General features: G+C 60.8%; 23 protein-coding genes and 2 pseudogenes. 12 read left to right on the forward strand and 13 right to left on the reverse strand.

Features of this window, described 5'->3' with window-relative positions; genetic code table 11:
• Positions 1-8: 8 nt before the first annotated feature.
• The 3 genes from OH720_RS04650 to OH720_RS04660 all read right to left on the reverse strand — a co-directional run bounded on the left by OH720_RS04650 (position 9) and on the right by OH720_RS04660 (position 3,467).
• Entirely contained in the window at positions 9-1,121 is a 1,113-nt protein-coding gene (locus OH720_RS04650) for an ABC transporter substrate-binding protein (RefSeq protein ID WP_272604733.1), read from the reverse strand.
• A gap of 90 nt (positions 1,122-1,211) precedes the next feature.
• Positions 1,212-2,303 (reverse strand): ABC transporter ATP-binding protein, encoded by a 1,092-nt coding sequence (locus OH720_RS04655; RefSeq protein WP_272604734.1) that lies wholly within the window; start codon positions 2,301-2,303, stop codon positions 1,212-1,214.
• A 258-nt stretch (positions 2,304-2,561) separates the two neighbouring features.
• Positions 2,562-3,467 carry a LysR substrate-binding domain-containing protein gene (locus OH720_RS04660; protein ID WP_272604735.1) on the reverse strand — a complete coding sequence of 302 codons (906 nt, stop codon included), beginning with the start codon at positions 3,465-3,467 and terminating at the stop codon, positions 2,562-2,564.
• Positions 3,468-3,614: 147 nt separating this feature from the next.
• On the opposite strand from OH720_RS04660, the gene OH720_RS04665 reads away from it, so the two are divergent.
• The 4 genes from OH720_RS04665 (at position 3,615) to OH720_RS04680 (ending at position 8,742) form a co-directional block, all read left to right on the forward strand.
• Entirely contained in the window at positions 3,615-5,219 is a 1,605-nt protein-coding gene (locus OH720_RS04665) for a 5-guanidino-2-oxopentanoate decarboxylase (RefSeq protein WP_272604736.1), read from the forward strand.
• A gap of 81 nt (positions 5,220-5,300) precedes the next feature.
• Complete coding sequence (locus OH720_RS04670) at positions 5,301-7,049, forward strand: amidohydrolase (protein ID WP_180205820.1); 1,749 nt, start codon at positions 5,301-5,303, stop codon at positions 7,047-7,049.
• Complete coding sequence (locus tag OH720_RS04675) at positions 7,046-7,990, forward strand: CobW family GTP-binding protein (protein WP_272604737.1); 945 nt, start codon at positions 7,046-7,048, stop codon at positions 7,988-7,990. The genes OH720_RS04670 and OH720_RS04675 overlap by 4 nt, the downstream gene beginning before the upstream one ends.
• Entirely contained in the window at positions 7,987-8,742 is a 756-nt protein-coding gene (locus OH720_RS04680) for a class II aldolase/adducin family protein (protein WP_272604738.1), read from the forward strand. The genes OH720_RS04675 and OH720_RS04680 overlap by 4 nt, the downstream gene beginning before the upstream one ends.
• A 145-nt stretch (positions 8,743-8,887) precedes the next feature.
• On the opposite strand, the gene OH720_RS04685 is transcribed toward OH720_RS04680, so the two are convergent.
• Positions 8,888-9,967, reverse strand: coding sequence for an RHS repeat-associated core domain-containing protein (locus tag OH720_RS04685; protein ID WP_272604739.1), 1,080 nt, complete (start codon positions 9,965-9,967; stop codon positions 8,888-8,890).
• Between the two features lie 113 nt (positions 9,968-10,080).
• Positions 10,081-11,007, reverse strand: a pseudogene (locus tag OH720_RS04690) (histidine kinase dimerization/phospho-acceptor domain-containing protein); the annotation flags it as partial.
• On the opposite strand from OH720_RS04690, the pseudogene OH720_RS04695 reads away from it, so the two are divergent.
• A pseudogene (locus OH720_RS04695) lies at positions 11,006-11,266 on the forward strand (class II aldolase/adducin family protein); the annotation flags it as partial. The pseudogenes OH720_RS04690 and OH720_RS04695 overlap by 2 nt on opposite strands.
• Before the next feature lie 262 nt (positions 11,267-11,528).
• Here the strand turns inward: OH720_RS04695 and OH720_RS04700 are convergent.
• The 3 genes from OH720_RS04700 to OH720_RS04710 all read right to left on the reverse strand — a co-directional run bounded on the left by OH720_RS04700 (position 11,529) and on the right by OH720_RS04710 (position 14,881).
• Complete coding sequence (locus tag OH720_RS04700) at positions 11,529-12,536, reverse strand: RHS repeat-associated core domain-containing protein (RefSeq protein ID WP_272604740.1); 1,008 nt, start codon at positions 12,534-12,536, stop codon at positions 11,529-11,531.
• A 108-nt stretch (positions 12,537-12,644) separates the two neighbouring features.
• On the reverse strand, positions 12,645-14,165 hold the full coding sequence (locus OH720_RS04705) for a sensor histidine kinase (protein ID WP_272604741.1): 1,521 nt from the start codon (positions 14,163-14,165) through the stop codon (positions 12,645-12,647).
• Positions 14,162-14,881, reverse strand: a complete 720-nt coding sequence (locus tag OH720_RS04710; protein WP_272604742.1) for a response regulator transcription factor — start codon at positions 14,879-14,881, stop codon at positions 14,162-14,164. The genes OH720_RS04705 and OH720_RS04710 overlap by 4 nt, the downstream gene beginning before the upstream one ends.
• Before the next feature lie 150 nt (positions 14,882-15,031).
• On the opposite strand from OH720_RS04710, the gene msrB reads away from it, so the two are divergent.
• Together msrB and msrA are read left to right on the forward strand one after the other, a co-directional pair.
• Positions 15,032-15,562: a peptide-methionine (R)-S-oxide reductase MsrB gene (gene msrB / locus OH720_RS04715; RefSeq protein ID WP_272604743.1), complete on the forward strand. Its 531-nt coding sequence runs from the start codon at positions 15,032-15,034 to the stop codon at positions 15,560-15,562.
• A 20-nt stretch (positions 15,563-15,582) separates the two neighbouring features.
• Positions 15,583-16,290, forward strand: a complete 708-nt coding sequence (gene msrA / locus OH720_RS04720) for a peptide-methionine (S)-S-oxide reductase MsrA (protein ID WP_272604744.1) — start codon at positions 15,583-15,585, stop codon at positions 16,288-16,290.
• 6 nt (positions 16,291-16,296) lie between these two features.
• Here the strand turns inward: msrA and OH720_RS04725 are convergent, their stop codons facing one another.
• A complete protein-coding gene (locus OH720_RS04725; protein WP_272604745.1) occupies positions 16,297-17,310 on the reverse strand; it encodes a sensor domain-containing diguanylate cyclase in 1,014 nt (337 codons plus the stop codon).
• Between the two features lie 78 nt (positions 17,311-17,388).
• Positions 17,389-18,294, reverse strand: coding sequence for a LysR family transcriptional regulator (locus OH720_RS04730; RefSeq protein WP_272604746.1), 906 nt, complete (start codon positions 18,292-18,294; stop codon positions 17,389-17,391).
• Between the two features lie 102 nt (positions 18,295-18,396).
• On the opposite strand from OH720_RS04730, the gene OH720_RS04735 reads away from it, so the two are divergent.
• Positions 18,397-19,602, forward strand: a complete 1,206-nt coding sequence (locus tag OH720_RS04735; protein ID WP_272604747.1) for an aspartate aminotransferase family protein — start codon at positions 18,397-18,399, stop codon at positions 19,600-19,602.
• On the opposite strand, the gene OH720_RS04740 is transcribed toward OH720_RS04735, so the two are convergent.
• From OH720_RS04740 to OH720_RS04750, 3 genes are all read right to left on the reverse strand, one after another.
• Entirely contained in the window at positions 19,571-19,795 is a 225-nt protein-coding gene (locus OH720_RS04740; RefSeq protein ID WP_180205830.1) for a type II toxin-antitoxin system Phd/YefM family antitoxin, read from the reverse strand. The genes OH720_RS04735 and OH720_RS04740 overlap by 32 nt on opposite strands.
• Before the next feature lie 73 nt (positions 19,796-19,868).
• Positions 19,869-20,351, reverse strand: a complete 483-nt coding sequence (locus OH720_RS04745) for an AAA family ATPase (protein WP_272604748.1) — start codon at positions 20,349-20,351, stop codon at positions 19,869-19,871.
• A gap of 125 nt (positions 20,352-20,476) precedes the next feature.
• Positions 20,477-22,396: an alkaline phosphatase D family protein gene (locus OH720_RS04750; RefSeq protein WP_272604749.1), complete on the reverse strand. Its 1,920-nt coding sequence runs from the start codon at positions 22,394-22,396 to the stop codon at positions 20,477-20,479.
• 116 nt (positions 22,397-22,512) lie between these two features.
• Between OH720_RS04750 and OH720_RS04755 the strand changes: the two genes are divergently transcribed.
• The 4 genes from OH720_RS04755 to OH720_RS04770 all read left to right on the forward strand — a co-directional run bounded on the left by OH720_RS04755 (position 22,513) and on the right by OH720_RS04770 (position 25,713).
• Positions 22,513-22,782 (forward strand): hypothetical protein, encoded by a 270-nt coding sequence (locus OH720_RS04755; protein WP_272604750.1) that lies wholly within the window; start codon positions 22,513-22,515, stop codon positions 22,780-22,782.
• A 1-nt stretch (position 22,783) separates the two neighbouring features.
• Positions 22,784-23,125 carry a potassium channel family protein gene (locus tag OH720_RS04760; protein WP_272604751.1) on the forward strand — a complete coding sequence of 114 codons (342 nt, stop codon included), beginning with the start codon at positions 22,784-22,786 and terminating at the stop codon, positions 23,123-23,125.
• Between the two features lie 61 nt (positions 23,126-23,186).
• Entirely contained in the window at positions 23,187-23,555 is a 369-nt protein-coding gene (locus tag OH720_RS04765; RefSeq protein ID WP_272604752.1) for a PH domain-containing protein, read from the forward strand.
• Positions 23,556-23,766: 211 nt separating this feature from the next.
• A complete protein-coding gene (locus OH720_RS04770) occupies positions 23,767-25,713 on the forward strand; it encodes a flavin monoamine oxidase family protein (RefSeq protein WP_272604753.1) in 1,947 nt (648 codons plus the stop codon).
• Positions 25,714-25,772 lie beyond the last annotated feature (59 nt).

Below are 25,772 nucleotides of genomic sequence, written 5' to 3' on the forward strand. Positions count from 1 at the left end.
TCGATGGCTCACTTGGACAACCGCGTCAGGTACTCTTCCAGGGCTTTGGAATAGTTGTCGGCATACCACTGGGCATTGAGGGCGATCTGTTTTTTCAGGTTGGCTTCGGAGCTGCAGTTGGCTTCCAGCTGCTCGGGCGACATCAGTTTCTCGGTGGCGCTGTTCGACGGGCCGTTGCCCAGTGCTTCGAACAGTTTGAGCTGGCCTTCAGGCTGCAAGGCTTGCTGGATGAACTGCATGGTCGGTTGCGTGCCGCCCGGGTTGCCGTTGAGCACCGCCCAACTGCTGGAGTTGATGAAACCGTTGTCGAAGCTCCAGCGCACGCGATTGTCGGTGTCTTCGCTGAGCAGCTTGGCGCGGGTGTGCCAGATCGCCCCCACCGACACTTCGCCGTCGACCATCAGTTGCTGGCTCTCGGCGCCCGAGCTCCAGAACGACAGCACGTGAGGCTTGATCTCGTCGATCTTCTTCATCGCCCGGGGTACGTCCAGCGGGTAGAGCTGGTCGGCTGGAACGCCGTCGGCGAGCAGGGCGGCTTCGAGCATCCCGTTCATCCATTTGTACAAGGTGCGCTTGCCGGGGAATTTCTTCACGTCCCAGAAATCGGCCCAGGTCTTGGGGCCGTTGTCGCCGAATTTTTCGCTGTCCCAGGCCATCACGTAGCTGAACTGATAGCTGGCGATGCCGAAGTCGGAGCTGAGCGCCGGGGCCACCTGGTCGCGCTTGATGGTGCTGTAGTCCAGCGGCTGCAGGATCTTTTCGCGGCCCAGCACGATGGCGCTGTAGCTCTCGACGTCGACCACGTCCCAGCTCGGTTGGCCGCTGGCCAGTTGCGAGCGGATCGCGCCCTCGGTCGGGCCGGCGCCGTCGATGCGCACCTGGATGCCGGTGTTCCTGGTGAAAGTGTCGGTCCATGCCGAACGGAATGCGTTCAGGGCATCGCCACCCCAGTTGACCACCACCAGCGGCTTGTCGGCCGACCAGCTGATGCCACTGCGCAACGCCAGGGGTACCGCCGCCAACAGGCCCATGGCCTGGATGAAGGTGCGACGGTTGATCTGACCGCCACGGGCCTTTTCGATAAGCACTTCGATGCAGTCTTGTTGGTGATCCTGGCGCATGGGCAAGTCCTCAGTCGGCGGATGCCTGCGTGGGCAACGGCCTTTTTGTTGTCATTGGAAGAGAGCTTTGTGACGCAATTGCTTGGGGAATCAGGCCTGGAGCAGGAAGCTTTGCTGCACCGGCCAGCTCAGCCACACCGGTGCGCCGCTGGGCATCAAGGCGCCCGGGTGATTGCCCGGTACGGACAGGTTGATCGGCAATGTGTCGCCGCCGACCTTCAACGCCAGGTGGGTGCTGGAGCCTTGGTAGACCTTGTCGGTGAGCTGCGCGGGCATCACGTTGTAGCCCTCGGCGGTCGGGCAATCGCTGTGCAGCTCCATGTGTTCGGGGCGCACGGCCAGGACGATCGGGGCATTGCCCAAGGCGTTCGGTGCGAGGGCGTGCAATACGCTGGTGCCACAGCGGCCGCTGGCGGTCTGGCCATTGCGGGTCAGGTTGGCCAGCGGGAACAGGTTCATCTTGCCCAGGAACTCGGCGACGAAGCGGCTCTCGGGGCGGTTGTAGATGTTTTCCGGGGTGTCGACCTGGGTCAGCTTGCCGTGGTTGAAAATGGCGATGCGCGAGGACAGCGCCAGGGCTTCGTTCTGGTCATGGGTGACGAACACGAAACTGGTGCCGACCTGACGGTGGATGCGCTGCAATTCGGTTTGCAGTTGTTCGCGCAGGTTCTTGTCCAGGGCTGACAGCGGTTCGTCGAGCAACAACAGTTCCGGTTCGAACACCAGCGCCCGGGCAATCGCCACGCGCTGCTGCTGGCCACCGGACATTTCCGCCGGCTTCTTGTGCATGTGCGCGCCGAGGCCGACCACTTCCAGGATGTGCTTGACCCGGCGATTGCGCTCCTCGACCGGCACTTTACGGATGCGCAGCGGGTAGGCGACGTTGTCGGCCACGCTCATGTGCGGGAACAGCGCGTAACCTTGGAACACCATACCGAAGTTCCGCTTCTCGGCGGGGCGCCGGATGATGTCGACGCCTTGCTCCATCAGCTTGCCCGAGGTCGGGCTGAGGAAACCGGCCAGGATCATCAGCAAGGTGGTCTTGCCCGAGCCGGAGGGGCCCAGCAGGGTCAGGAATTCGCCTTGGCGAACATCCAGGTCGACGTTATCCAGCGCCGCGAAACGGCCGTAATACTGGCTGATACCTTGAGCGCTGAGCTGAATCGCTGAACGGCTGGACACAATGAGGTTCCTCTTTTTATTGCCCATATGACGTACGAGGACGGATGCGAATCCGAAATGGGCTTTGGGCGTTATTATTGTTAAAAATATCGCTACATCAATGGAATTATTTTGCCCATATTGGTTAGTTTTTTTACTCAGTTTCCCCGTGAATTTTGTAGGAGCGAGGCTTGCCCGCGAATGGTGCGACGCGGTTTGTCAGTCACACCGCGTTATCGTTCTTCGCGGGCAAGCCTCGCTCCTACAGAGATCGGGGGGTTAGAGGGTGTCCTGCCAGGTCTGGTGCGATGACTGCAGCTGCGTCTTGACCCAGTTGCTGAAGGCCTGGACCACCGCGCGCTCGGCCTTTTGCGGATCGGCGGCGAGGTAGTAGCCGCGGTGCAGGTCAATGGTGATGTCGAAGGGACGTACCAGCAGGCCCTTGGACAAGGCATCGCCGCTGATCAGGTTGTCGCCGATCGCGATGCCTTGGCCGGCAATGCACGCCGATTGCGCGCAGTGCGCATCGGAGAACAGGATGCCGCTCACCGCGTTGACCCCCGAAGCCCCGGCGGCGGTCAGCCAGACGCGCCAGTCCGAGTAATCGGTCATGTGCAACAGCGGGAAGTGGCTCAGCTCATGCGGGCTTTTCAGACCGCTCAGGGCGTTGATCAGGCGCGGGCTGCACACCGGGAAGAAGCGCAACGCGACGATCTCTTCGACCACCATCTCCGGCCAGTCGCCAATCCCGTAGGCGATGAACAGGTCGGCGCCGGGGTTGTTGGTGTCGTCCGGTGTGCGCGGGGAAATCAGCTGCAACTGCACCTGCGGGTACTGGCGCAGGAATGCGCCGATGTGGTGGCACAGCCAATAGGTGGCGAACCCCGGCGCGCAACTGACGCACAGCCGACCGGAGATCTCCTGGTCGTCGACCAACTGCCCGGCATCGAGCAGGTTCAACAGAATCCCGTGCACCTCCCGGGCATAACGTTCGCCCTGATACGTCAGGCCGATACCGCGGCCAATGCGCTCGGTGAGGGGGAAGCCGACACATTCCTCGAGCTTGCTGATCTGGTGGCTGATGGCGCTACGGGTCAGGTTCAGCTCACGGGCCGCAACCGACACGCTGCCGGTGCGGGCGACTGCGTCCAGCGCGCGAAGGGCGGTCATCGAAGGAAAACGCATAAATCATCCCGGTCTTGTTGTGAACTCGTATGGTGACGTAAATCGAACAGTCAGGCCAAAAAAAATCGATTGTTGTATCGGTTGATTCAACAATACTAGCGCCAATTGTCCTTGGGCCGGTATGGCCCATTATCAAAGAGGTGCTGCATGACCCGTTGTGCCCAGGCGCTCGTTCAGTTGCTGGAAGGCTATGGCGTTGACACCGTCTTCGGCATTCCCGGCGTGCACACCGTCGAGCTGTATCGCGGCTTGCACGGCAGCCGCCTGAAACACATCAGCCCGCGCCACGAGCAGGGCGCCGGGTTCATGGCCGACGGTTATGCCCGCGCCAGCGGCAAGCCGGGGGTGTGTTTCATCATCACCGGCCCCGGCATGACCAACATCATTACCGCCATGGGCCAGGCGTATGCGGACTCGGTGCCGATGCTGGTGATCTCCACCTGCAACCGTCGCGAGCACTTGCGCCTGGGCCACGGTCACCTGCATGAACTGCCGGACCAGCGCGCGCTGGTCGCCGGGGTCTGCGCCTTCAGCCATACGCTGCAGCACCCGTCGCAATTGCCGGAAGTGCTGGCGCGGGCCTTCGCCCTGTTCGGCTGCACGCGGCCACGACCGGTGCACATCGAGATTCCGCTGGACGTGCTGGACATGCCGGCCGATGGCCTGGACTTGCGCCCACGGGCCTTGCCGGCAGCACCGGCACCGGCCGCGGCGGCCATCGCCAGCGCCGTCGAATTGATCCAGGCGGCGAAGCGCCCATTGATCCTCGCCGGTGGCGGTTCGCGCCGAGCTACCGAGGCCCTGACCGCGCTCGCCGAGCGCCTGCAGGCTCCCGTGGCATTGACCACCAACGCCCGTGGTTTGCTGGCCCCCGAGCATCCGTTATTGCTCGATGGTGTGCAGTCCTCGGCCCACGGCCGCGAGCTGTTCGAAGAGGCCGACGTAGTGCTGGCGGTCGGCACTGAGCTGGGGGAAACCGACTATGACTTTTTCGGCCTTGGCCCCTTGCAGTTCAAGGCGCCGCTGATTCGCCTGGACATCGATCCGCTGCAGATTCTCGGGGTACAAGCGGCAGCGGTCGGCTTGTTGGGTGACGCCGAACAGGGATTGCTCGCGTTACTGGCGCAACTGCCGCAACGCCAGGCCGATGACGCCTGGGCGGCTGCGCGGGTGAGTCGGGTCAATGCCGTCGAACAGGCTGGCTGGACGGCGAAACAGAGCCGCATGCAAGCGCTGCTCGATACGCTGCGTGATCACTTGCCACAACCGCTGATCGTCGGCGATTCGACCCAGCCGGTGTATCAGGGTGCCCTGGGCTACCGGGCGCCAACACCCAACAGCTGGTTCAACGCCGGCAGCGGCTACGGCACCCTCGGCTACGGCTTGCCCGCCGCCATCGGCGCCAAGCTCGCGCAACCCTTGCGCCCGGTGGTGGCGCTGGTGGGCGACGGTGGCTTGCAGTTTTCCAGCGCCGAGCTGATTGCCGCAAAAGAAGCCGGCGTCGGCGTGATCCTGCTGCTGTGGAACAACGGCAGCTACGCCGAAATCCGCGACTACATGAACGCCAAGGCGGTGCCGTTGCTGGGGGTGGACATCCTCACGCCGGACTTCGCCGCCCTGGCCCGAAGCTGCCACGTGCCACATCACCGGGCGAGCGATCTGCAAGGCCTGCGCGAACTCCTCGGGCAACTGGCTGACAGCGTCGAACCGGTGATGATCGAGGTCGACGCGGCAACGTTCCTGGCTGACTAAAACAACAACAAATTTTCAGGCCCCCGATGCGCCCGGCGCCCGGTGGACCTTTCAATCTCCCTGAACTCAAAGGTGGCTTACATGGCTGAGTCCGATAACTTTTCCTCTACCCATTCCGTGCAGGGGACCTACGCCGACCTGATCCTGGCCAACGGGCGTATCTACACCCAGGACCCGGCCAACCCGTGGGCCGAGGCCGTGGCCATTCGCGACGGCAAGTTGATCGGTGTTGCCAGCCTTGGCCAGATCGAGATGTTCAAGGGCCCGAACACCCGTGTGCATGACCTGCAAGGCGCGTTCTGCATGCCGGGCCTGCACGACATGCACACTCACCCCGACCTGGCGTTGGCGCCACGCTACAGCGACGACCTGGATGTCGGCATTGAAGACCCGACCCCCGAGCAACTGCGCGAAAGCATCCTCGCCTATGCCGACAGTCACCCGGGTGATGGCTGGATCTACGGCCAATACTGGGTGCGCTACACCTTCCGCGAAGCCGGGCTGACCCCGGGTCGTGCCTGGCTCGACAGCGTCATGCCCGACCGTCCCGTGGCGCTGCTCGACCGCATGTGGGGCACCATGATGGTCAACTCCAAGGCCCTGGAACTGGCCGGGATCGATGGCAACACCTCGGACCCGCGCAACGGCTATTTCGAGCGCGACGAACTGACCGGCGAACCCACCGGCCTGATGATCGACGGCGCCTACGCGATGATCCACGCCGCCATGCCGCCGACCCCGGTCAGTGTGCTGCGCCGCGCCTATCGCGATGGCGTGCACTTCCAGAGCTCGCGCGGGGTCACGGCGAGCAAATACGTACACGTCTGCGAACAGCGCCTGCAGGCGTTGAAGGAACTCGACGACAGCGGTGAACTGACCGTGCGCATCGAAGCGGCGATCAGTTGGCAGGACGACATCTTCCCGGTGCGCCGTCGCTGGGAACTGCTGGCGGGCGAGCGTCACTACTATCGCAGTGCACGCCTGAGCGCCAACGCGGTGAAGTTCCACTTCGACGGCACCGTGGAGCCGAAGTCTTCGTACCTGCTGACCCCATGGCCAGAGGAAAAGAGCTGGCGCGGCAAGCTCAACCTGACCCCGGAACACATCACCGACATGGTGGTGGACATGGACCGCAAGGGCATCCGCGTCATCGCCCATTGCACCGGCGACGGCGCCTCCGACGTGTTCCTCGATGCCGTGGCCGAGGCGCGTCGGCGCAACGGTTTCAGCGGTGTGCGCCACCAGTGCGCCCACAGCACCTTGCTGCACCCGGGCAACCTGCCGCGCTTCAAGGAGCTGAATGTCATCGCCGAATTTTCCCCGGCGGCCTGGTACCCGACACCGTTCGCCAGCGGTGCGCGTTCCGGGTACGGCCAGGAACGGCTCAAGCGCATCTACGACTTCAAGGGCGTGCTCGCCGCCGGTGGCACCGCCGTGATGGGCACCGACTGGCCAGTGGCGTCCATCGACCCGTGGCTGGCGCTGGAAACCATGATCACCCGGCAGAACCCGTGGAACGACGACCCGGCCTGCTTCGGCGACCCGATCAGCCTCGAACAGGCGCTGACCGTGATCACCAGCAACGGCGCCGTGGCCATGGGCCTGGAGCACAGCACCGGCAGCCTGCAAGTGGGCAAGGCGGCGGACCTGATCGTGATCGACCGTGACCTGTTCGCGGCACCGGCACGCAACTACATCCACAAGACCCAGGTGCTGCTGACCTTCGTCGAAGGGCAACTGGTGTATGACCGCCATTCGACGCTCGAGGCCGTCGGCCTCAAGGCGGTCTGGCAGGGCGAACCACCGGTGCTGGAGGGCAAGGCAGAATGACTTCCCCACGTATCGCCGTGACCGTCGTTTCGGGCTTCCTCGGCGCCGGTAAAACCACCTTGCTCAACCGCATGGTGCGCCGTGCCGAAGGCAGCCGCCTGGCGGTGATCGTCAACGATTTCGGCGAGCTGAACATCGACGCCGCCATCGTTTCTGAAGTGACCGACGCCGTCTACAGCCTGCAAAACGGCTGCATCTGCTGCACCGTGCAGGAAGACCTGCTGGCCCAGCTCGGCAGCCTGGCGCAATTGCAGCCGCGGCTGGAACGCATCGTCATCGAGTGCAGCGGCGTGTCCGATCCACAGCGCATCGTGCAGACCCTGGCTTATCCACAGCTGCGCAGCCAGATGCAACTGGACATGGTCATCACCGTGGTCGACGCAACCCGCCATCTGCAACTCGACGGCGAGTACGCGCGACTGGCGCGGGCACAGGTGGCCGCTGCCGACTTGCTGCTGTTGAACAAGACCGATCTGGTCGACGAGGAACAGTTGCGAGCATTGCGCGAGGCGTTGGGGCTCAGGACTCGCGTGCATGAAAGCGTGCAGGCGCAGTTGCCGGATGCGCTGTGGCTCGATACCGAGCTGGAGCTTGAACCTCGCACCGTGAAACCGCTGACACGGGTGTCCGATGGCGATCACGGCGAGATGTTCAGCAGCTGGTTGTGGCAGAGCAACGCGGCCCTGGATGCCGAGGGATTGCGCCGCTGGTTGCAGGCGCTGCCCAGCGATGTGTTCCGGGTCAAGGGGCTGGTGAAACTGGCGCAGGGCAACAAGGCGCACTGGCTGCAACACGTCGGTACCCGCAGTCAGTTCCTGCCGGCGACCGATGAAGCCGGCGCCGATAGTACGCGGCTGGTGTTCATCGCCCGGCGTGGTTTTGACGGCTGGGAGGCCTTGGGCCAAGGGCTCGAGGCCTGCACCGTGAAGGTGAGCGCATGAAGCCGACCGAACGACGTTTGCGCGAAGAACTCGCTGCCTGTTATCGACTGGTGGCGCATTTTCGCATGACCGATTTGATCTTCACCCACATCTCGGTGCGCATTCCGGGGCCGGAGCATCATTTCCTGATCAACCCCTACGGGCTGATGTTCGATGAGATCACGGCGTCGAACCTGGTGAAAATCGACCTCGACGGCAATGCTGTGGAAGCGTCGCCACACCCGGTGAACCCGGCTGGTTTCGTGATTCACAGCGCGATCCATGCAGCCCGCGAAGACGCGCAATGCGTGCTGCACACCCACACCAAATCTGGCTGCGCGGTGGCGGCGTTGAAGTGCGGGTTGTTGCCGGTGAACCAGATTTCCATGGAGTTCTATGGCCGCGTGGCTTACCACGACTATGAAGGCGTGGCGCTGGACATGAGCGAGCAGCAACGGCTGGTGGCGGACATGGGCGACAAGCCGGTGCTGATGCTGCGCAATCATGGGTTGCTGACGGTGGGCGAGACGGTAGGGCAGGCGTTCATGCGCATGTATTACCTGGAGAAGGCATGCGACATCCAGTTGGCAGCGATGGCCGCCGGGGAGTTGGTGTTGCCGCCGTCCGAGGTTTGCGCGCATACCGAGCGGCAGTTCAATGATCCGGGGCGGGCGCTGGAGGAGGGTGAGCTTAATGATCCGGATGCGATGCAGCTGGCGTGGGCGGCATTGTTGAGATTGCTGGAGCGGGTGGCGCCGGATTATCGGGACTGATCTTAATTCCCTGATGCATGGGCTGACGCCATCGCGAGCAGGCTCACTCCTACAGGTGTGTGGGTGTACGCAACCTCTTTGAACGACCAAAATCACTGCAGGAGCGCCGTCAGAGCACCGCATTACTGCCCTAATCTCAGAAAGTCTACATAGTACGACGAATATTGGTTTTCTTATTCATTAGCTTACCAGGGGTTCGAAGAAGCTGTTCTGCACGTTGTCCTATGGGTGTTTGCGCTGGCGGATAATAGGATGGTGGCGGTTCGGTGGGCGTTGTGGATGTAATCGAGGAATGATCCAGTGGTGAAGTGGGGGACCTTTGCGTTAATTCAAATGACTCATAGCTCGGCGGTGGGGTGGATGATCGCCTGGAGTTGTTAAACGTAGATGCAGCCGCTCGATCATTACCTGGGTATGGAGGCGGGTTATCGGGTCTTGATGATATCGATGAGTTACCACGTGAAAATGAAGATCTGGGCTGCCTGTAAAATCTCGCGCGGAGAACTACCATGCCAGCACCAGCAAGGCCGATCCCGGCCGCTATTGCCCCGCCTATCAGCATTTTATTACCACTATCTTCATCATTACGACGAACGGCCATACCCGCAATAGCCACTCCGACGCCTGCAAATGTTAAAGCAGCAGAAGTATAAAATCCTCCTATTAATACTTTTCTTGATATATGAAAAGCAGAGTGCCCGGTCGGATCTCTCCGATTTATTGGGTCTGCGCCACAGTACATATAAGCATTAAGACCACCCTCCCTAAACGGACTCCAACTATCCGGGCTGTTAAACCGCATCAACCTCGGGTTGAACTGCCGATAACCATTGCCCAAATGATAATGCCCGGTCACCGGGTCCGGCCGTTCGCCGTTGAAGCCGAGCAGGCTGAGCAAACCGTCTCCGAGAGGGCGATGGCCGTAGGGAGAGTAGGCGAGGGGATGGGGTTGCGTCGCGGCGAGTGCATTCAACACTGAATGCTGTTGATCGGTCGCCAGCAGAGTAGTGTCGACTTTGTCTCCCACCTGTCGCTGTTGCGCCAACACTTGCTCATCATGCTGCAAAAAGCTGTACTTCGCCGCCCCCTGGATTTCGGTGGCCAGGCGACTTTTGCAATAAAAACGCTGGATGCTTGCCTGTTGGTCGGGCGCCCAGTCCGTCGCGCGATCCAGCGGGTCGTAGCGGTAGCGGCACAGTAGGGTTTCGCGAGGTGACATGGGCATTGGCTGAGCTCCGTGCAGGGTCGGTAAAGCCGGACCTTTAGCTTCGGAGTTTTTTCAGGCATTGGCTACTAGCAGAACTGATAGGGTCCTGACAAACACTACCGTCCTTCAGGCCCCAGATCGGCGCAGGCTGCAGAAACGTTGGGAGCGAAGGTGGCCTTCAATTCAACCTGCCGCGCCTCGGCTGTCAGTTCGAATTTCTGGAAAATGTCCTGGGCCAGGTCGGTCAGGGAGAACCGCTCCAGCACCGGTTGCACGAAGCCATGCTCCAGCCGCACCAGTTCCAGCAGCGACTGCGCCAGCCCGCCGACCTTGCGGCTTTGATCCAGGGCGATGCTCAGGTAGCGGCGGCGGTCGGCGGGGGACAGCGTGGCGTCCTTGAGCGACAGGGTTTCCAGATAGCCGTGCAAGGAGGCCAGCGGCGTGCGCAGGTCGTGGGAGATGTTCGCCACCAGTTCGCGGCGCTCCTGGTCCTGGCGGGTCAAGGAGCGCCATTGTTCGCCCAGGCGTGCCTGCATCTGCCGGAACGCGGCGTCGAGGACGGCGATTTCGTCGTGACTGGCGGCTTTTTCCAGGGGGGCGGGCAGGGCTGGCGTCACCGAGACGCCATCAATGTCGAACTGACTGACGGTTTCGGTGAGGCGGCGCAATGGCCGGGTGATCAGTGCAAAGGCGGTGAGACCGGCAATCAGGCACAGCAGCGCGACCAGTGCGATGGAGAGCAGGGCGGTATTGAGCGCAGCACTGGTGGCGCCGCGCTCGGCCAGGCGATCATGGTCTTCACCGAGCAACACCACGTAGAGATAACCGACGGCCTTGCCATCGACCTTCAACGGCGCGGCGCTGAACACTTTGCGTGCATCGACGCTGCGCGGATCGTCACCGGCAATCGGCAAGGCATCGCCCCTGAGCAGGCGCTGGATCGGCGCCAGGTCGACGCGCTCGCGCCGAATCCGGCCTTCGGGCGCGGCACTGCCGACAATCCTGCCCTCGGTGTCCAGCAGGTACACCTCGACAATGGGGTTGACCTGCATCAGCTTGACGGTGGGTGAGACGGTAGGGCAGGCGTTCATGCGCATGTATTACCTGGAAAAGGCCTGCGACATTCAGTTGGCAGCGATGGCCGCCGGGGAGTTGGTGTTGCCGCCGGCCGAGGTTTGTGCGCATACCGAGCGGCAGTTCAATGATTCGGGGCGGGCGCTGGAGGAGGGTGAGCTTAATGATCCGGATGCGATGCAGTTGGCGTGGGCGGCGTTGTTGCGTTTGCTGGAACGGGTGGCGCCGGGGTATCGGGACTGATCCAAGTCCTCCGTCGTTCGGGTTGGCCTCATCGCGAGCAGGCTCACTCCTACAGGTGTGTGGGTGCACGCAACATCTGCGAACGACCACAATCACTGTAGGAGTGAGTCTGTTCGCGAAGCAATAGTTAGGTCATCGCAACTTTTGGCCTTGTCAGAGCACCTGAAACTCAAACCGGCGGCTGGCGTTGATGGCCGCCGGGTGGCACAAGTCAAGATAAACGAGGCAGCATGCATTGCAGCCAACGGTAATCTAAATAGGTCTACGTAGATCGACGAATACTAAAGTGCTCATGCAGCGAATTTTTAAGGGCTCCAGGCAACTGTTCTACACGTTGTCTTGTCGGTGTCTGCGAGGGCGAGTTAACTGAATCATAGGCCGGTGGCGGGGCGTTAGTTTCCATAGCTGAACTATAACTCGGTAGGTTGGGGTCAAATCTCATAGCTGTATCATAATCTGGTGGTGGGGGGGGGGAGAGCTGTGAATGTCGACGTGGTGTCAAGGGCGGGCGAGCTGGACGCCTAGCTATTAAGCCAGCCTGTACGCTAATTGAAATAGTAATGATGGTTCCAACAGCGACTAATCCCCCTACCAACATTTCCTGATTATTAGTGATCCCTCCTATAGTGGCGACTGCTATGCCTGATAATGATAAAGCTCCAACAACTCCAAGTCCTACTATTTGTGCTGGTTTTTTTGGTGCTGCTAGTGTTAATCGACTTGCTTGACTCAAAAGAGAATGCCCACTCGGATCGCTACGATTTACTGGATCGGCGCCACAGTACATATAAGCATTAAGTCCACCCTTCCCGAACGGACTCCAACTGTCCGGGCTATTAAACCGCATCAACATCGGGTTGAACTGCCGATAACCATTGCCCAAATGATAATGCCCGGTCACAGGGTCCGGCCGTTCGCCGTTGAAGCCGAGCAGGCTGAGCAAACCGTTTCCGAGAGGGCGATGGCCGTAGGGAGAGTAGGCGAGGGGATGGGGTTGCGTTGCGTTGAGTGCATTCAACACTGAATGCTGTTGATCGATCGCCAGCAACGCAGTGTCGACTTTGTCCCCCATTTGTTGCCGCTGCGCCAACACCTGGTCGTCATGCTGCAAGAAGCTGTACTTCGCCGCTCCCTGGATTTCGGTAGCCAGGCGACTTTTGCAATAAAAACGCTGGATGCTGGCCTGTTGGTCGGGCGCCCAGTCCGTCGCGCGATCCAGCGGGTCGTAGCGGTAGCGACACAGTAGGGTTTCGCGAGGTGACATGGGCATTGGCTGAGCTCCGTGCAGGGTCGGTAAAGCCGGACCTTTAGCTTCGGAGCTTTTTCAAGCGTTGGCTACTAGCAGAACTGATAGGGTCCTGACAGGCACCACAGCCATTCAGGCTTGCCGTGGTGTATTGAGGTTCATCGACCGAACCGCCAATCCCGACGCGGTCTGTTCATCGATCGGCAACGAAAATCGAAACGTCGCCCCACGCCCCGGCACATCGATCAACTGAATTTCAAGCCCATGCAGTTGCAGGATGCGGTGCACGATCCGCAACCCCAGCCCGCCATCACGTCGTGCACCGCCGATATTGAATGGCCGCAAAAACAGACCTTCGCGCAGTTCCGGGGCGATACCAGGGCCAGTGTCGCTGACCGTCACTTCAATGAATGACCCTTGCGGACGCAACCCCAGTTCGATCTCGCCACCTGGCGGCGTATGGCGCAATGCGTTGTCGAACAGGTTGGTCAGCACCCGCTCGATCAATCCCAGATCAGCGCAGGCTGCGGATACGTTAGGGGCGAAGCTGGCCTTCAATTCAACCTGCCGCGCCTCAGCCGTCAGTTCGAATTTCTGGAAAATGTCCTGGGCCAGGTCGGTCAGGGAGAACCGCTCCAGTACCGGTTGCACGAAACCATGCTCCAGCCGCACCAGTTCCAGCAGCGATTGCGCCAGCCCGCCGACCTTGCGGCTCTGATCCAGGGCGATGCCGAGATAGCGACGGCGGTCGTCGGGGGACAGCGTGGCGTCCTTGAGCGACAGGGTTTCCAGATAGCCGTGCAAGGAGGCCAGCGGCGTGCGCAGGTCGTGGGAGATGTTCGCCACCAGTTCGCGACGCTCCTGGTCCTGGCGGGTCAAGGAGCGCCATTGTTCGCCCAGGCGCGCCTGCATCTGCCGGAACGCAGCGTCGAGGACGGCGATTTCGTCGTGACTGGCAGCTTTTTCCAGGGGGACGGGCAGGGCCGGCGTCACCGGGACGCCATCGATGTCGAACTGGCTGACGGTTTCGGTGAGGCGGCGCAATGGCCGGGTGATCAGCGCAAACGCGGTGAGACCGGCAATCAGGCACAGCAGCGCGACCAGGCCGATGGACAGCAGGGCGGTATTGAGCGCCGCACTGGTGGCGCCGCGCTCGGCCAGGCGATCATGATCTTCACCCAGCAGCACCACGTAGAGATAACCGACGGCCTTGCCATCGACCTTCAACGGCGCGGCGCTGAACACCTTGCGTGCATCGACGCTGCGCGGATCGTCACCGGCAATCGGCAAGGCATCGCCCCGGAGCAGGCGCTGGATCGGCGCCAGGTCGACGCGCTCGCGCCGAATCCGGCCTTCGGGCGCGGCACTGCCGACAATCCTGCCCTCGGTGTCCAGCAGGTATACCTCGACACTGGGGTTGACCTGCATCAGCTTGCTGAACAGATCACGCACGGCATTGGGCATCAGGCCCTGGGTGTCCATCAGCACCGTGTCACGGGCGATGTGTTGCGCCAGGTCCCGGGACAAACCCTGCACCACTTCCTGTTCATGCATCTGGTTAGAACGCACCTGCAGCCACGCCGAGGTGCCGCAGCACACCAGCAGCAGCACGGCGAACACCAGCGACAGGCGCTGCGTCAGGGTCAGCCTCATGGTGGCGATTCCTCCCCGGTGGCGAACTTGTAGCCACGGCCCCAGACCGTGAGGATGCGCACCGGTTGTGCCGGGTCGGCCTCGATCTTGGCGCGCAGGCGATTGATGTGGGTGTTGACCGTGTGCTCGTAGCCTTCGTGGCTGTAGCCCCACACGGCGTTGAGCAGGTCCATGCGCGAAAACACCTTGCCCGGCTGGCGCGCGAAAAAGTACAGCAAGTCGAACTCCCGGGGCGTCAGGTCCAGGCGCCGGCCATCGAGGGCCACTTCGCGGGTGATCGGGTCGATGGCCAGGCCGTCGATGAGCAGGCTGCCGGCGTCCATCTTCAGGTTGCGCGCCATGGCATCCACCCGGCGCAGCAAGGCTTTGACCCGGGCCACCAGCTCGAGCATCGAAAACGGCTTGGCCAGGTAATCGTCGGCACCGAGCTCCAGGCCGAGAATCCGGTGCACTTCACTGGAGCGCGCACTGGTGATGATGATCGGCGTATAGCGCGCCATGGCACGGGCGCGGCGGCAGATTTCCAGGCCGTCGACACCGGGCAGCATCAGGTCGAGGATCAACGCATCCCAGTTGCCTTGCTGCAGCAAGCGCATGCCCTCAGTGCCATCGGCGCTGTGCACCACCTCGAACTGCTCGTCACGCAGGTGCAGGCAGATCAGGTCGGCGATATGCAGGTCATCCTCGACCACGAGGACGCGTTTGGTCTGTTCCATCCAGCTCATCCTTTGGCGCAATGAGCGCATTGTGCGGGTTTTTCGCGACCCGAGTTATCACGAATTGTTTAACTTCCCGTGAGGATTTGGCGATCAAGCCAAGACTAGGCTGTGCTCCATGAAAGACCCCTGGAATTTTTGGAGACGGCCATGTTTTCACCACGCTTTTCACGGCGGCAATTCCTTTTCGCCAGCGGCGGGCTGGGCGTTGCAGCCCTGGCGATCGGCCTGTTGCCGAAATTCTCCACGCGCACTGCGTTGATCAGTGATGCCAGCGCGGCCGAGGCGTTCGAGGTGACCCACAGCGACAGCGAATGGCACGCCATCCTGAGCGACGAACAGTATGAAATCCTCCGCGAAGAAGGCACTGAGCGGGCCTACAGCAGCCCGCTGAACAACGAGCACCGCGACGGCACGTTCGTCTGTGCCGGTTGCCAGTTGCCGCTGTTCTCATCGGCGACCAAGTTCGACAGCCACACCGGCTGGCCGAGTTTCTGGGCGCCGCTGGACAAGGCCGTGGCCACCCGCCAGGACCGTGCCTACGGCATGGTGCGCGAAGAGGTGCACTGCCGCCGTTGCGGCGGGCATCTGGGCCATGTCTTCGACGACGGGCCGAAACCGACCGGTTTGCGTTATTGCATGAACGGTCTGGCGCTCAAGTTCGAGCCCAGGGCCATCTGAATTTCCCAGGAGTCTGTGACATGAAAAATCTTTTCACCTGGCGCCGCACATTGTTGGGGCTGGCCGCTGCCGGCATCATCGGCCAATGCTCGGCGTTTTCCCTTGGCAGCGCTGAAGAAGGCGTGCTCCTTCCGCCACCGGCCCTCGACGAAACCACCCAGGCCCGCAGCGAAACCGCGGTGTTCGCCGGTGGTTGTTTCTGGGGTGTGCAAGGGGTGTTCCAGCATGTCAAAGGCGTGAAAAATGCCGTCTCCGGTTACGCCGGTGGCAAAGCCGATACGGCGCAGTACGAGCGCGTCAGCAGCGGCAATACCGGCCATGCGGAATCGGTGGAAGTGACTTTCGACCCGAGCCAGGTCAGCTACGGCACCTTGCTGCAGATCTACTTTTCCGTGGCGCACAACCCGACCGAACTCAACCGCCAGGGGCCGGACACCGGCACCCAGTACCGCTCGGCGATCTTTACCAAGAGCAGCGAACAGCAACGGGTGGCCCAGGCCTACATTGCCCAGCTCGACGCCGCGCATGCGTTCGATAAGCCGATTGTGACCAAGCTGGAAAGCTTCAACGGTTTTTACCCGGCTGAAGACGAGCACCAGGACTTCCTGACCGAGCACCCGACCTATCCCTACATCGTGATCAACGACTTGCCGAAGGTGGCGCAGCTCAAGGAGCTGTACCCGGATCGCTACCAGGAAAAACCGGTGCTGGTGAAAGCGGGGATGTGACGGCGGTTATCCGCTGATCACATTCTTGCCGGCGACTTTCGACCGGTAGAGGGCCTGATCGGCCCTGGCCATCAGGCCGGTCTGTTGCTCCTCCTCGAAGCGCTGGACCACGCCGAAACTCATGGTGACGCGAAAGTCGCCCACGGACGGCATCTGCGACAGACCCTGGCGAATGGTTGCGGCCAGGGCCCTGGCCTCCGCCAGCGAGGTATCGGGCAGCACCGCGATGAATTCATCGCCGCCCCAACGGGCCAGCAGGTCACCTTCACGCAGGTAGCGCTGCACACGCTCGACCACCTGTATCAGGGCGGCATCGCCCAGCGCGTGGCCGTAGTGATCGTTGATGCTCTTGAAGTCGTCGATGTCCATGGCGATCAGTGACAGCGGCTGTCGAAAGCGCTGCGCTCGCTCGCATTCCTGGCGCAGGGCCTGATCCAGGCGATAGCGATTGGCGGTCGACGTCAAGGCATCGGTTTCAGCCAGTTTGCGGTTTTCTTCCAGTTGCTGCTGCAGTTGCTGATTGACCCTGGACAACTCGCGGGTGCGTTCTTCAACGATGGCTTCAAGGGACTGATTGCGCCGTTCGAGCGCTTCGAGCAGGCGCTTCTTGTCTTCGATGCTGCGGTGGGCGCCGACCATCCGCGCCACCGAACCGTCGGCATTGCGTGCCAACACGTGGCCGCGGTCTTCGATCCAGATGTAACTGCCGTCGTGCGTGCGGCAGCGGTACTCGGCCTGATACACCGGCGTGCGCTGGCTCAGGTAGTCATCGAACAGGGCCATGACCTGGGGGAAGTCATCGGGGTGGATGATGTTTTCCCAGGTCAATACGTTGTTGTCCAGGGAGTGCGGCGTGTAGCCGAGCATTTCGTACCAGCGGGCGTTGCGGTAGACGAAACCGGTGTTGGCGTTCCAGTCCCAGATACCGTCGCTGACCAGCTCCATGATGGTGTGCAGCATGCCTTCGTTCATGTCCGACACATTGAACTTCAAGGGTTCGATACTCGAAGTCTCTCCCATTGCCGCTCTCCCTGGCGCTAGCCTGATAGCCAATGACCTGCTCAGTCAGGGAGATTAGTCCAAGGCCCGGCGAGCCTGCTAGTGCTTGCCCCACATCTGCACGGCGAAGTCGACGAAACGTCGCAATTTCGGCAGCCGGTAGCGGTCCTGGGCATACATCAGGTTCATCGGCCGGCTCGGCGGGGTGAACCCGGGCATCAGGCCCAGCAGTTTGCCGTCCCGGATGTCTTGCTCAACCAGGACATCGGGCATCATCACGATGCCCATGCCGGTTCGCGCCGCCTGATGCAGCCCCGCCGAGCTGTTGATCAGCATCGGTCCGCTGACCGCCACCGTGACTTCGCCTTCGGGGCCGGCCAGGCGCCATTCCTTTTCCACCGAGTGCCAGTCATCGCCGGCCGGATAGGCGAAGGACAGGCAATCGTGGTGACGCAGGTCTTCCGGTGTTTGCGGCGCGCCGCGACGGGCCACGTACGCCGGGGAGGCGCACATGGTCAGGGTGTAGTCGAGCAGAGGGCGTGCAATCAGATTGGACTCCTCGAGGGCGCCCAGGCGAAAGGCCACGTCCAGACCGTTTTCCAGCAGGTCCGGGCGCCGGTTGGTGAGCATCACGTCGAGTTTTACCCGGGGGTAGAGCAGGGCGAATTCGCTCAGGGCGGGCGCCAGTTTTTCCGTGCCGAAGGTCAAGGGCGCCGAAATGCGCAGCGTGCCGCTGGGTTCATCCATCGCCTGCTCGGCCAGGCGTTCGGAGTCCGCCACCAGCCCCAGCACTTCGAGGCAGCGCTGGTAATACGCAGCGCCGAACTCGGTCAGCCGCTGGCGCCGGGTCGTGCGGTTGAGCAAGCGCACACCCAGGCGCTGCTCAAGGGCCTTGAGGTGGTTGCCGACCATGGTCGTGGACATTTTGCACTGCGATGCGGCGCCGGTCATGCTGCCGGCTTCCACCACTTTGACGTAGACGGTCATTGCCTGGAACAGGTCCATTATCAAGCTCGACTTTAAAATGATTGAAGTATTGCAGTATTTATCCAGCTCAGGTGGCTAACCATACTGCAAAAACACCGACCCTCGATGGAGCCTGATGCCATGACCGCCGCCTGCCTGATGAGCACATACCAACCCTTGGCCTTGAGTTTCAACAAGGGCCTGGGCACGCGCCTGTGGGACCAGGCCGGTCGTGAATACCTGGACGCGGTGGCCGGGGTGGCGGTGACCAACGTCGGGCACTCGCACCCGAAAATCGTCGCGGCCATCAGCGAACAGGCCGGGCTGTTGCTGCACACTTCCAACCTCTACAGCATCGACTGGCAGCAACGCCTGGCCCGCCGGCTGACCGAGCTTGCAGGCATGGACCGGGCCTTCTTCAACAACTCCGGGGCCGAGGCCAATGAAACGGCGCTGAAAATCGCCCGGCTGCATGGCTGGCACAAGGGCATCGAGCAACCCTTGGTGGTGGTCATGGAGAACGCCTTCCATGGCCGCACCCTCGGCACCCTGTCCGCCAGCGATGGCCCGGCGGTGCGCCTGGGGTTCAACAAGCTGCCGGGGGATTTCGTCAAAGTGCCGTTCGGCGACCTCAAGGCTTTGGACAAAGTGCGCCAGGAGCACGGCTCGCGCATCGTGGCGATCCTGATGGAGCCGATCCAAGGCGAAAGCGGCGTGCAGCTGGCGCCACCCGGCTACCTGAAAGCCGTGCGCGAACTCTGCAACCAGCGCGCCTGGTTGCTGATGCTCGACGAAATCCAGACCGGCATCGGCCGTACGGGGCAGTGGTTCGCGTTCCAGCACGAAGGCATCGTCCCGGACGTCATGACCTTGGCCAAAGGCCTGGGCAACGGCGTCCCGATCGGCGCCTGCCTGGCCCGTGGCAAAGCCGCCGAACTCTTCACCCCGGGTAGCCACGGCAGCACCTTCGGCGGCAACCCGCTGGCCTGTCGGGTCGGGTGCACGGTGCTGGACATCATCGAGGAGCAAGGCTTGCTGGAAAATGCCCGGCTCCAGGGCGAACGCCTGATGAGCAGGCTGCGCATGGAATTGGCGGATCACGCGAACGTCTTGGCAATCCGCGGCCAGGGCTTGATGATCGGCATCGAACTCAAGCAACCGATCCGCGACCTGAGCCTGATCGCCGCCCGCGACCATGCATTGCTGATCAACGTGACGCGTGGGCAAACCATTCGTTTGTTGCCGCCACTGACGATTGATGAGCGGGAGGTAGAGATGATTGTCAGGGGGGTGAGTTCAGTAGTGGTATCTGCACTTACCCGGCACGCAGGTTGCCAATCGATTTGATCAGGCGTTCGGCATTGGCCGGGGAGCGAAGCAGGTAGGCGGTCTCTTCGAGGGCGTTGTATTGCGCCAGCGACATCATCACTACCGGCTCGCCTTTCTGACGGGTGACCAGCAGGGTGATGTGGTCTTCGTTGACGCGATCCATGGTTTCAGCCAAATGCGCGCGTGCGGTGGTGTAGTTGATGGTGTACATAGTGAAATCCTCGCTCGATGAGTGCGAGTATCTTCGAAACCTCCTCGAGACGTTTCCGAGAGCGCTGTAGTCCTTATCTGATAAAGGCGAAATCGCTGATTTCAGTCCGGCCCGTCAATTGAATTCTGCAACCGGCAAACCCTTCGAACAGCTGCCGATGGGCCGTATATCCGCTGGACCCATCACGCTGGCGATAGCTCCCCGCCCACTCCAGCAGGGCGATCAGACGTTCGTCGTCGTTGGCTTCTCGCTGGCGGATATTGGCGACGCATTCCTCGTCGGCAACACACAACCAGATCAGCGCAGTCGTGCGGTGCAGAAGTTCGCTGGCGATCCAGCCATACACGCCTTCGATCACCCAGCGCTCCTGCTCCGCCGTGACTCGCGCCATGGCCAGGGCTTCGGCGCGGGAGCGGGCGATGCTGTGTTCGTCGGACAGCCAGTGAATGCGGTCGAGATCGGTCCATGGCACCTGCAGTCGCTCGGCCAGGCGTTGCGCCAGCCAGCTCTTGCCGGAACCGGAGTTACCGATGATCAGGGTTCGGGTGAGGTCCATGAGCGACACCGATCAACTGTAGGAGTGAGCCTGCTCGCGATGGCTGCGTAACATTCAACTAATAGGCTGGCTGATATACCGCTATCGCGAGCAGGCTCACTCCTACAGGTTATTGTTCCAGTCCTTCAGTCATCATCTTCAGGCGCCACCATTCGCGTCTTCGGCGAGCCATTGGCGTTGTGCTGGAAAATATCCCGCGGCTGCCCTTGTTCATTGAAGTACACCTGGCCGATCCCCGCCGAATTCCACAACCGTTCGCCTGCTTCGGCGTGTTCGGGCACGTGCGGCACGATGCGCATGCGCCGGCGCTTGGTCAGCCAGTTCAGCGGCGAACGCGGTGAATACAGCCAGCGATTGAGGCGGTCGAACCACTCCAGCAAGGTCGGTGGGAACTCGTTCTTGATCCCGCTGCTGGTGATCTGCCAGATGCGCGGGCCGGCCTTGCGGTGGCGGATCAGCACTTCGTAGACGAAGGAGTAATGCACGTCGCCGGACAGCACCACGTAGTTACCCGGCGTGCGCGAGTGGCGGAAAATGTTCAGGATCACCTGGGCCGCGCCGCGATGGGCCATCCAGTTCTCGGCGTCCACCAGCAGTGGATAACCCAGCCAGCTGAACACCCGTTGCACGGTTTCAATCAGCTTGACGCCGAAGATCGGCGCCGGCGACACGATGATCGCCGAGGGGTGATCCAGCAGTTCCTGCTGCAGTTCACTGAGGGCTTCCCAGTCCAGCAGGCCCGACGGTTGCTTGAGGGTCATCTCGCTGCGCCAGCGCCGGGTGCGGGTGTCGAGCACCACCATGGCCGGCGTGGTGGGCAGCACGTAATGCCAGTGCTGGAAGCGCAGCAGCTCATTGATCAGCTCGTCCTGGACATCGCTGTCGAGGTAGCAATCATCGCCGGTGGCACTGAGCGCACGGGTTTTTTCCAGCACGCCGGTGAAGGCATCCGGATTATTGCCCCAGCCCTGGCACAGCATGTAGGCAAGCAGCGCATTGCCGATGATGCGCCGGGAAAACGGATGGCCGTAGGCTGTTTCCTCCCATTGCGCGGAAAGATTCCAGTCGTCGGTAATGTCGTGGTCATCGAAAATCATCAGCGTCGGCACGTGCGCCAGCGCTCGCGCGACCTTGCCCAGGCCGGCCTTGAACGCGTCGATGCGCGTCTGTTCCAGGGCATACCGCTCGCGCCGTTCCTTGATCAGTTTCGGCGGTTTTGGCGCGATCAGGGTCCAGGGCGTCGGCGACCAGACCAACAGGTACATGGCCATCACTTCGGCGAAGGTCACCAGGTGATTGTCGGCACTGCTGCTGGTGAAAATCGGCTTGCGCGCGCCACCGAAAAAACGCTCGCGCAGGGTTTCGTTGCTTTGCAGCGCCGGCAACAGGTCCGCGCGGTGGTAGTAACAGGCGGCGTGCCCGTAAAGCGCGGCGCTGTCACTGACCACGGCGCCTTCCAGATGCTCACCGAACAACCCCAGCCGTTCGATCAAGGCATGGATCGCCCGCAGGGTCGGCCCGGCGACATCGTCGGCGTAGACCTGATCGCCGCTCATCATCAGCAGCGCCGGACGGTCCGTGGCCGGGTGGTCTTGCGACAACAGCTCATCGACGCACAGCAGCCCGTCGGTCGCCGGGTGGTGGGGCTTGCGGCAGGAGCCGTGCAGCAACTGCTCGATGCGGCTGCGCAGGACAAAATTCGGTGCAGTTGCATCGCCGTACAACAGATGCGGCGCCCAGGTGGCGATGCCGGTGCCGTCATCGATCAGCAGGTCATACTCGATCAACTCATCGCAGGGCAGGGCAACGTCCAGCGCCACATCGATCAGGTGCACGAACGCATGGGTACCCACCGTAATCACCGTGCATTGCCCGGCATCGAGGCGAATATCGCCCACGCCCTGCAAGCGCAGCGTCAACTCCAGCGCCCGCGAGCCCACCAGCCACAGCACCAGCCGCGACGGTTCCAGGCGCCGTAATATCGGGCCGGCCAGCACAGGGGGCAGGGATTGAGGGTCGTCGGGTAATGGCAGCGCTTGGGACATCCGGGATAAAAACTCTTGGGGGCACAGAGGCGGGGGATGATAACGCAGCTGACGGCGACACAGGCTAAAGTGAAGCTGCCATGCAGATTGCTGGTGCCCAGCTGAAGAGAGGACCCATGAACAGAATCATCCTGCCGACACTGGCCATTTTGCTGCTCGCCCAGGCCCCGGCCCATGCCATCAACGACAAATACCGCCAGCAGCTGGAGAAGTCCGGGTGCACCCAGGTCAGCGAGGCGCAGGGCTGCGATATCCACAAGACCAAGGCCGAAAACGCCAAGGCCGGCTTTGCCAATCCCGCAGTACCTGACGCCGGTGAAAAAACCAAAGACCAGACGATTGACGGTAAGGAAGCAGCTACACCGTCGTCCTCAGGAAACCCATGACATGAAGCCCGCCCATACCTCGCAGATCCGTCGAGAGTTCTACAAAGCCGTCGGCTACTACCTTCGAATTGTGTGGCCGATTTTTTCCACCATGCTGGTCGTCATCGTCACGTGCGGCCTGATCATCAGCTACCTGGAAGGCTGGGACGCTTTTGACGGCATCTACTTCGGCTTCGTGACCGGGTTGACCATCGGCTATGGCGAACTCGTGCCGAAACTGGCGCTGTCGCGGGTACTCGCGATATTGCTGGGGTTCAACGGCGTGCTGCTCACGGCGATCTTTGCGGCGATCAGCGTGCGGGCGATCGAGAGTGCGGTACGCACGACCGGTGGGGAAAAGTAAGGCAGGCCCAAGGGCATGAAGTCGTGCTTAGATGCGTGTTTTGACAATCAGGGAGAGGCCAATGATCGACTTCAACAACAAGGGATTCTTCAAGCTCAAGCAAAACGAGGAATACGCGGAACGGGTTGCAGACCTTTTGCTCGACGGGGAAAAGGTCATCGACGCCTACAAATCCATGCGCGACGGCGTGGTGTTCACCAACAAGCGCATCATCGCGGTGAACGTACAGGGCATCACCGGCAGCAAGAAGGACTTCACCTCGTTGCCATACAAAAACATCGTGGCGTATTCGGTGGAAACATCAGGGACGTTCGATCTGGATTCCGAGCTGGAAATCTACTTTTCGTCGTTGGGTAAAGTGAAATTCGAATTCACCGGTAAGACCTCGATGGTCGAGGTCTCCAAACTGATCTCCCAGCACCTGCTCTGAGCTGACTGCAGAATTTGTGAACGACGCGGGCCCTGTGGGAGCGGCGGTGCCGCTCCTGCAGGGGATTTTGGTGTATTTGTAGTTTCTTCATTTCCTACAAGAAAAACGGAAAGCGGAGCGCCCCAGCGCCCGACTTGGCTCATTTACGCTGAGCGCTCAAAACTTCAACGTCTTCCCTGCATAAACATCAGTACTTTCAGGGAAGATCACAATGACTATTGGTTCAAGCTACAACTACCCTTCATTCGCAGCCACGGAAAGCACTCGAACAAAGCGCTCGGCTGAAAACAAATGGGCTGCCCGCTTTCCCAATCCACCCGATTTGTGTTTCGACTATCGATTACTGGTTGAACAGGCAAACGGAATAGCCAAGACCACTGACCCGGATCACCGAATTTGTATCATCGGCGCAGGGGTGACCGGACTGACGGCCGCCCGAGAACTGTATCGCTGCGGCTTCACCAATATCACCCTCATGGAACAGTCCCGCCGCATAGGGGGCAGGCACTTAACCGTTCCAGGAAGCCGTAACTCCACGGAAAGTCATACACCCTTTGAAATGGGGGCGATGCGCATGCCTTTTTTCAATCGGGCAGACGAACCACCAACAGATGGCAGGTCGTTAATGGCTTACTACGCCAAGGCTTTTGACCTGTCGTTTTCAGACTTTGCCAATCCCGGAAGCCAGTGGGTCCGCTCGACCGGTATTTACCTCAGAGAGGGCCGTATGGGGAACGGCGACGCTCCTGAGATGTTGATCTGGAAAAATACCGATGGCCTCACCCCACCTCCTGGCGAGGAACTGCAGAAGGTCTATGCAAAGTGGAAGGATTTCGCCGATCGCATGACAAAACATGTCGCAGAAAACTTCGCGAGTCCGAAATGGGAAAGCATGTGGGCTGCGATCGTGAATAAGTACGAGAGCGTTTCGTTTCGCGATCTGGTCAGTATGCCGATCCTGGAGATCTGGGATGAACGCACCCCCGGGGACTTTGGCGGAATGGGAATGTCCGCGGAAGAATCCGCGATTTTCTATGCGATAGGTATCGGTGACGGGAGCTGGGGGGCTTTTTATGACGTCTGCTGCCTTTATCCGCTGCGAACTGCCATTTTTGGGTTCAGCAGTCAGTTGCAACTGATCCACGGTCGGGTAGACGCTAATGGAAACCCACTGGCCTCGCCCTACCTACACAGCAACACCGTTTTTGACTCGGAGGGATTAAGCTTCGATGCCCCCCGATACATCGGACTCGCCGCCTTGGACGAATGCCTGATGTTCCTGAAAATCGCCGAAACCGGTAAGTCCGTTTATGAACACAGTATTGAAAGAAGCAATGGCTTCCTCACGGACTCGTCTGTTACAAAACTTGAAAAACTGACGAACCAGAAGATACGCGTCTCCTTCAACTGGAAACACAGTCGACCCGAGCAAACCGAGGAACGCTACGAAGACTTTGATTCGGTCATCATGACCCTACCGTCCTGGTTAATCGAGACTCGAATCGAGTTGAAAAACTTCACTCAGGAGATGCTGCCATTCGAGACAATCAACGCGTACAAAACCGCACACTGGGAAACCAGCTGCAAAGTCTATGCACCGCTGAAAAAATCATTTCTTTCGAAAAATCACAAAATCCCGCAAACCATCGTCACCGACAGTTTTATCCACGATGTCTACACCTACCGCTACAACGACAACTACAGCTATGACTGCATCCTCCTGAGTTATACGTGGGAGGATGACGCGACAAAACTCGCCTCATTCACCGACAAAGAACTGGTTGCCAAGTGCGTCAAAGAGCTGGATCGCATCCTCCTGAACTCCACCAATATTCAGGAGAAAATTTCTCCTTACGTGGGCATTGATCAGGCAGTGGTTCAACGCTGGATAACTGATAAAAACGCCTTGGGTTGTGCAAAGCTCTACCGACCCGGTACCTATTACGACGCCGTGAGCCTGATGAAGTACAACAGAGACTTAGCGCGTACATCAGGCCTGTATTTTTCTGGTGAGTCGTTTTCAGTCGATGCTGGCTGGACGGAGCCATGCTTTCGGGCGGCCGTCGATGCGGCTATTCACATCTGCGATAAAACCGCGGCGATTTTCAATGGCGGTTTTTCCATGAATGACTACCCACACTACAAACTCAAAACCTGATCCCTCCTCCAGAGCCATGCACGCCTGGAATGGCTCTGCTTTGCGGCCTGACCCGGCCG

This window comes from Pseudomonas sp. WJP1, assembly GCF_028471945.1.
GTDB lineage: Bacteria > Pseudomonadota > Gammaproteobacteria > Pseudomonadales > Pseudomonadaceae > Aquipseudomonas.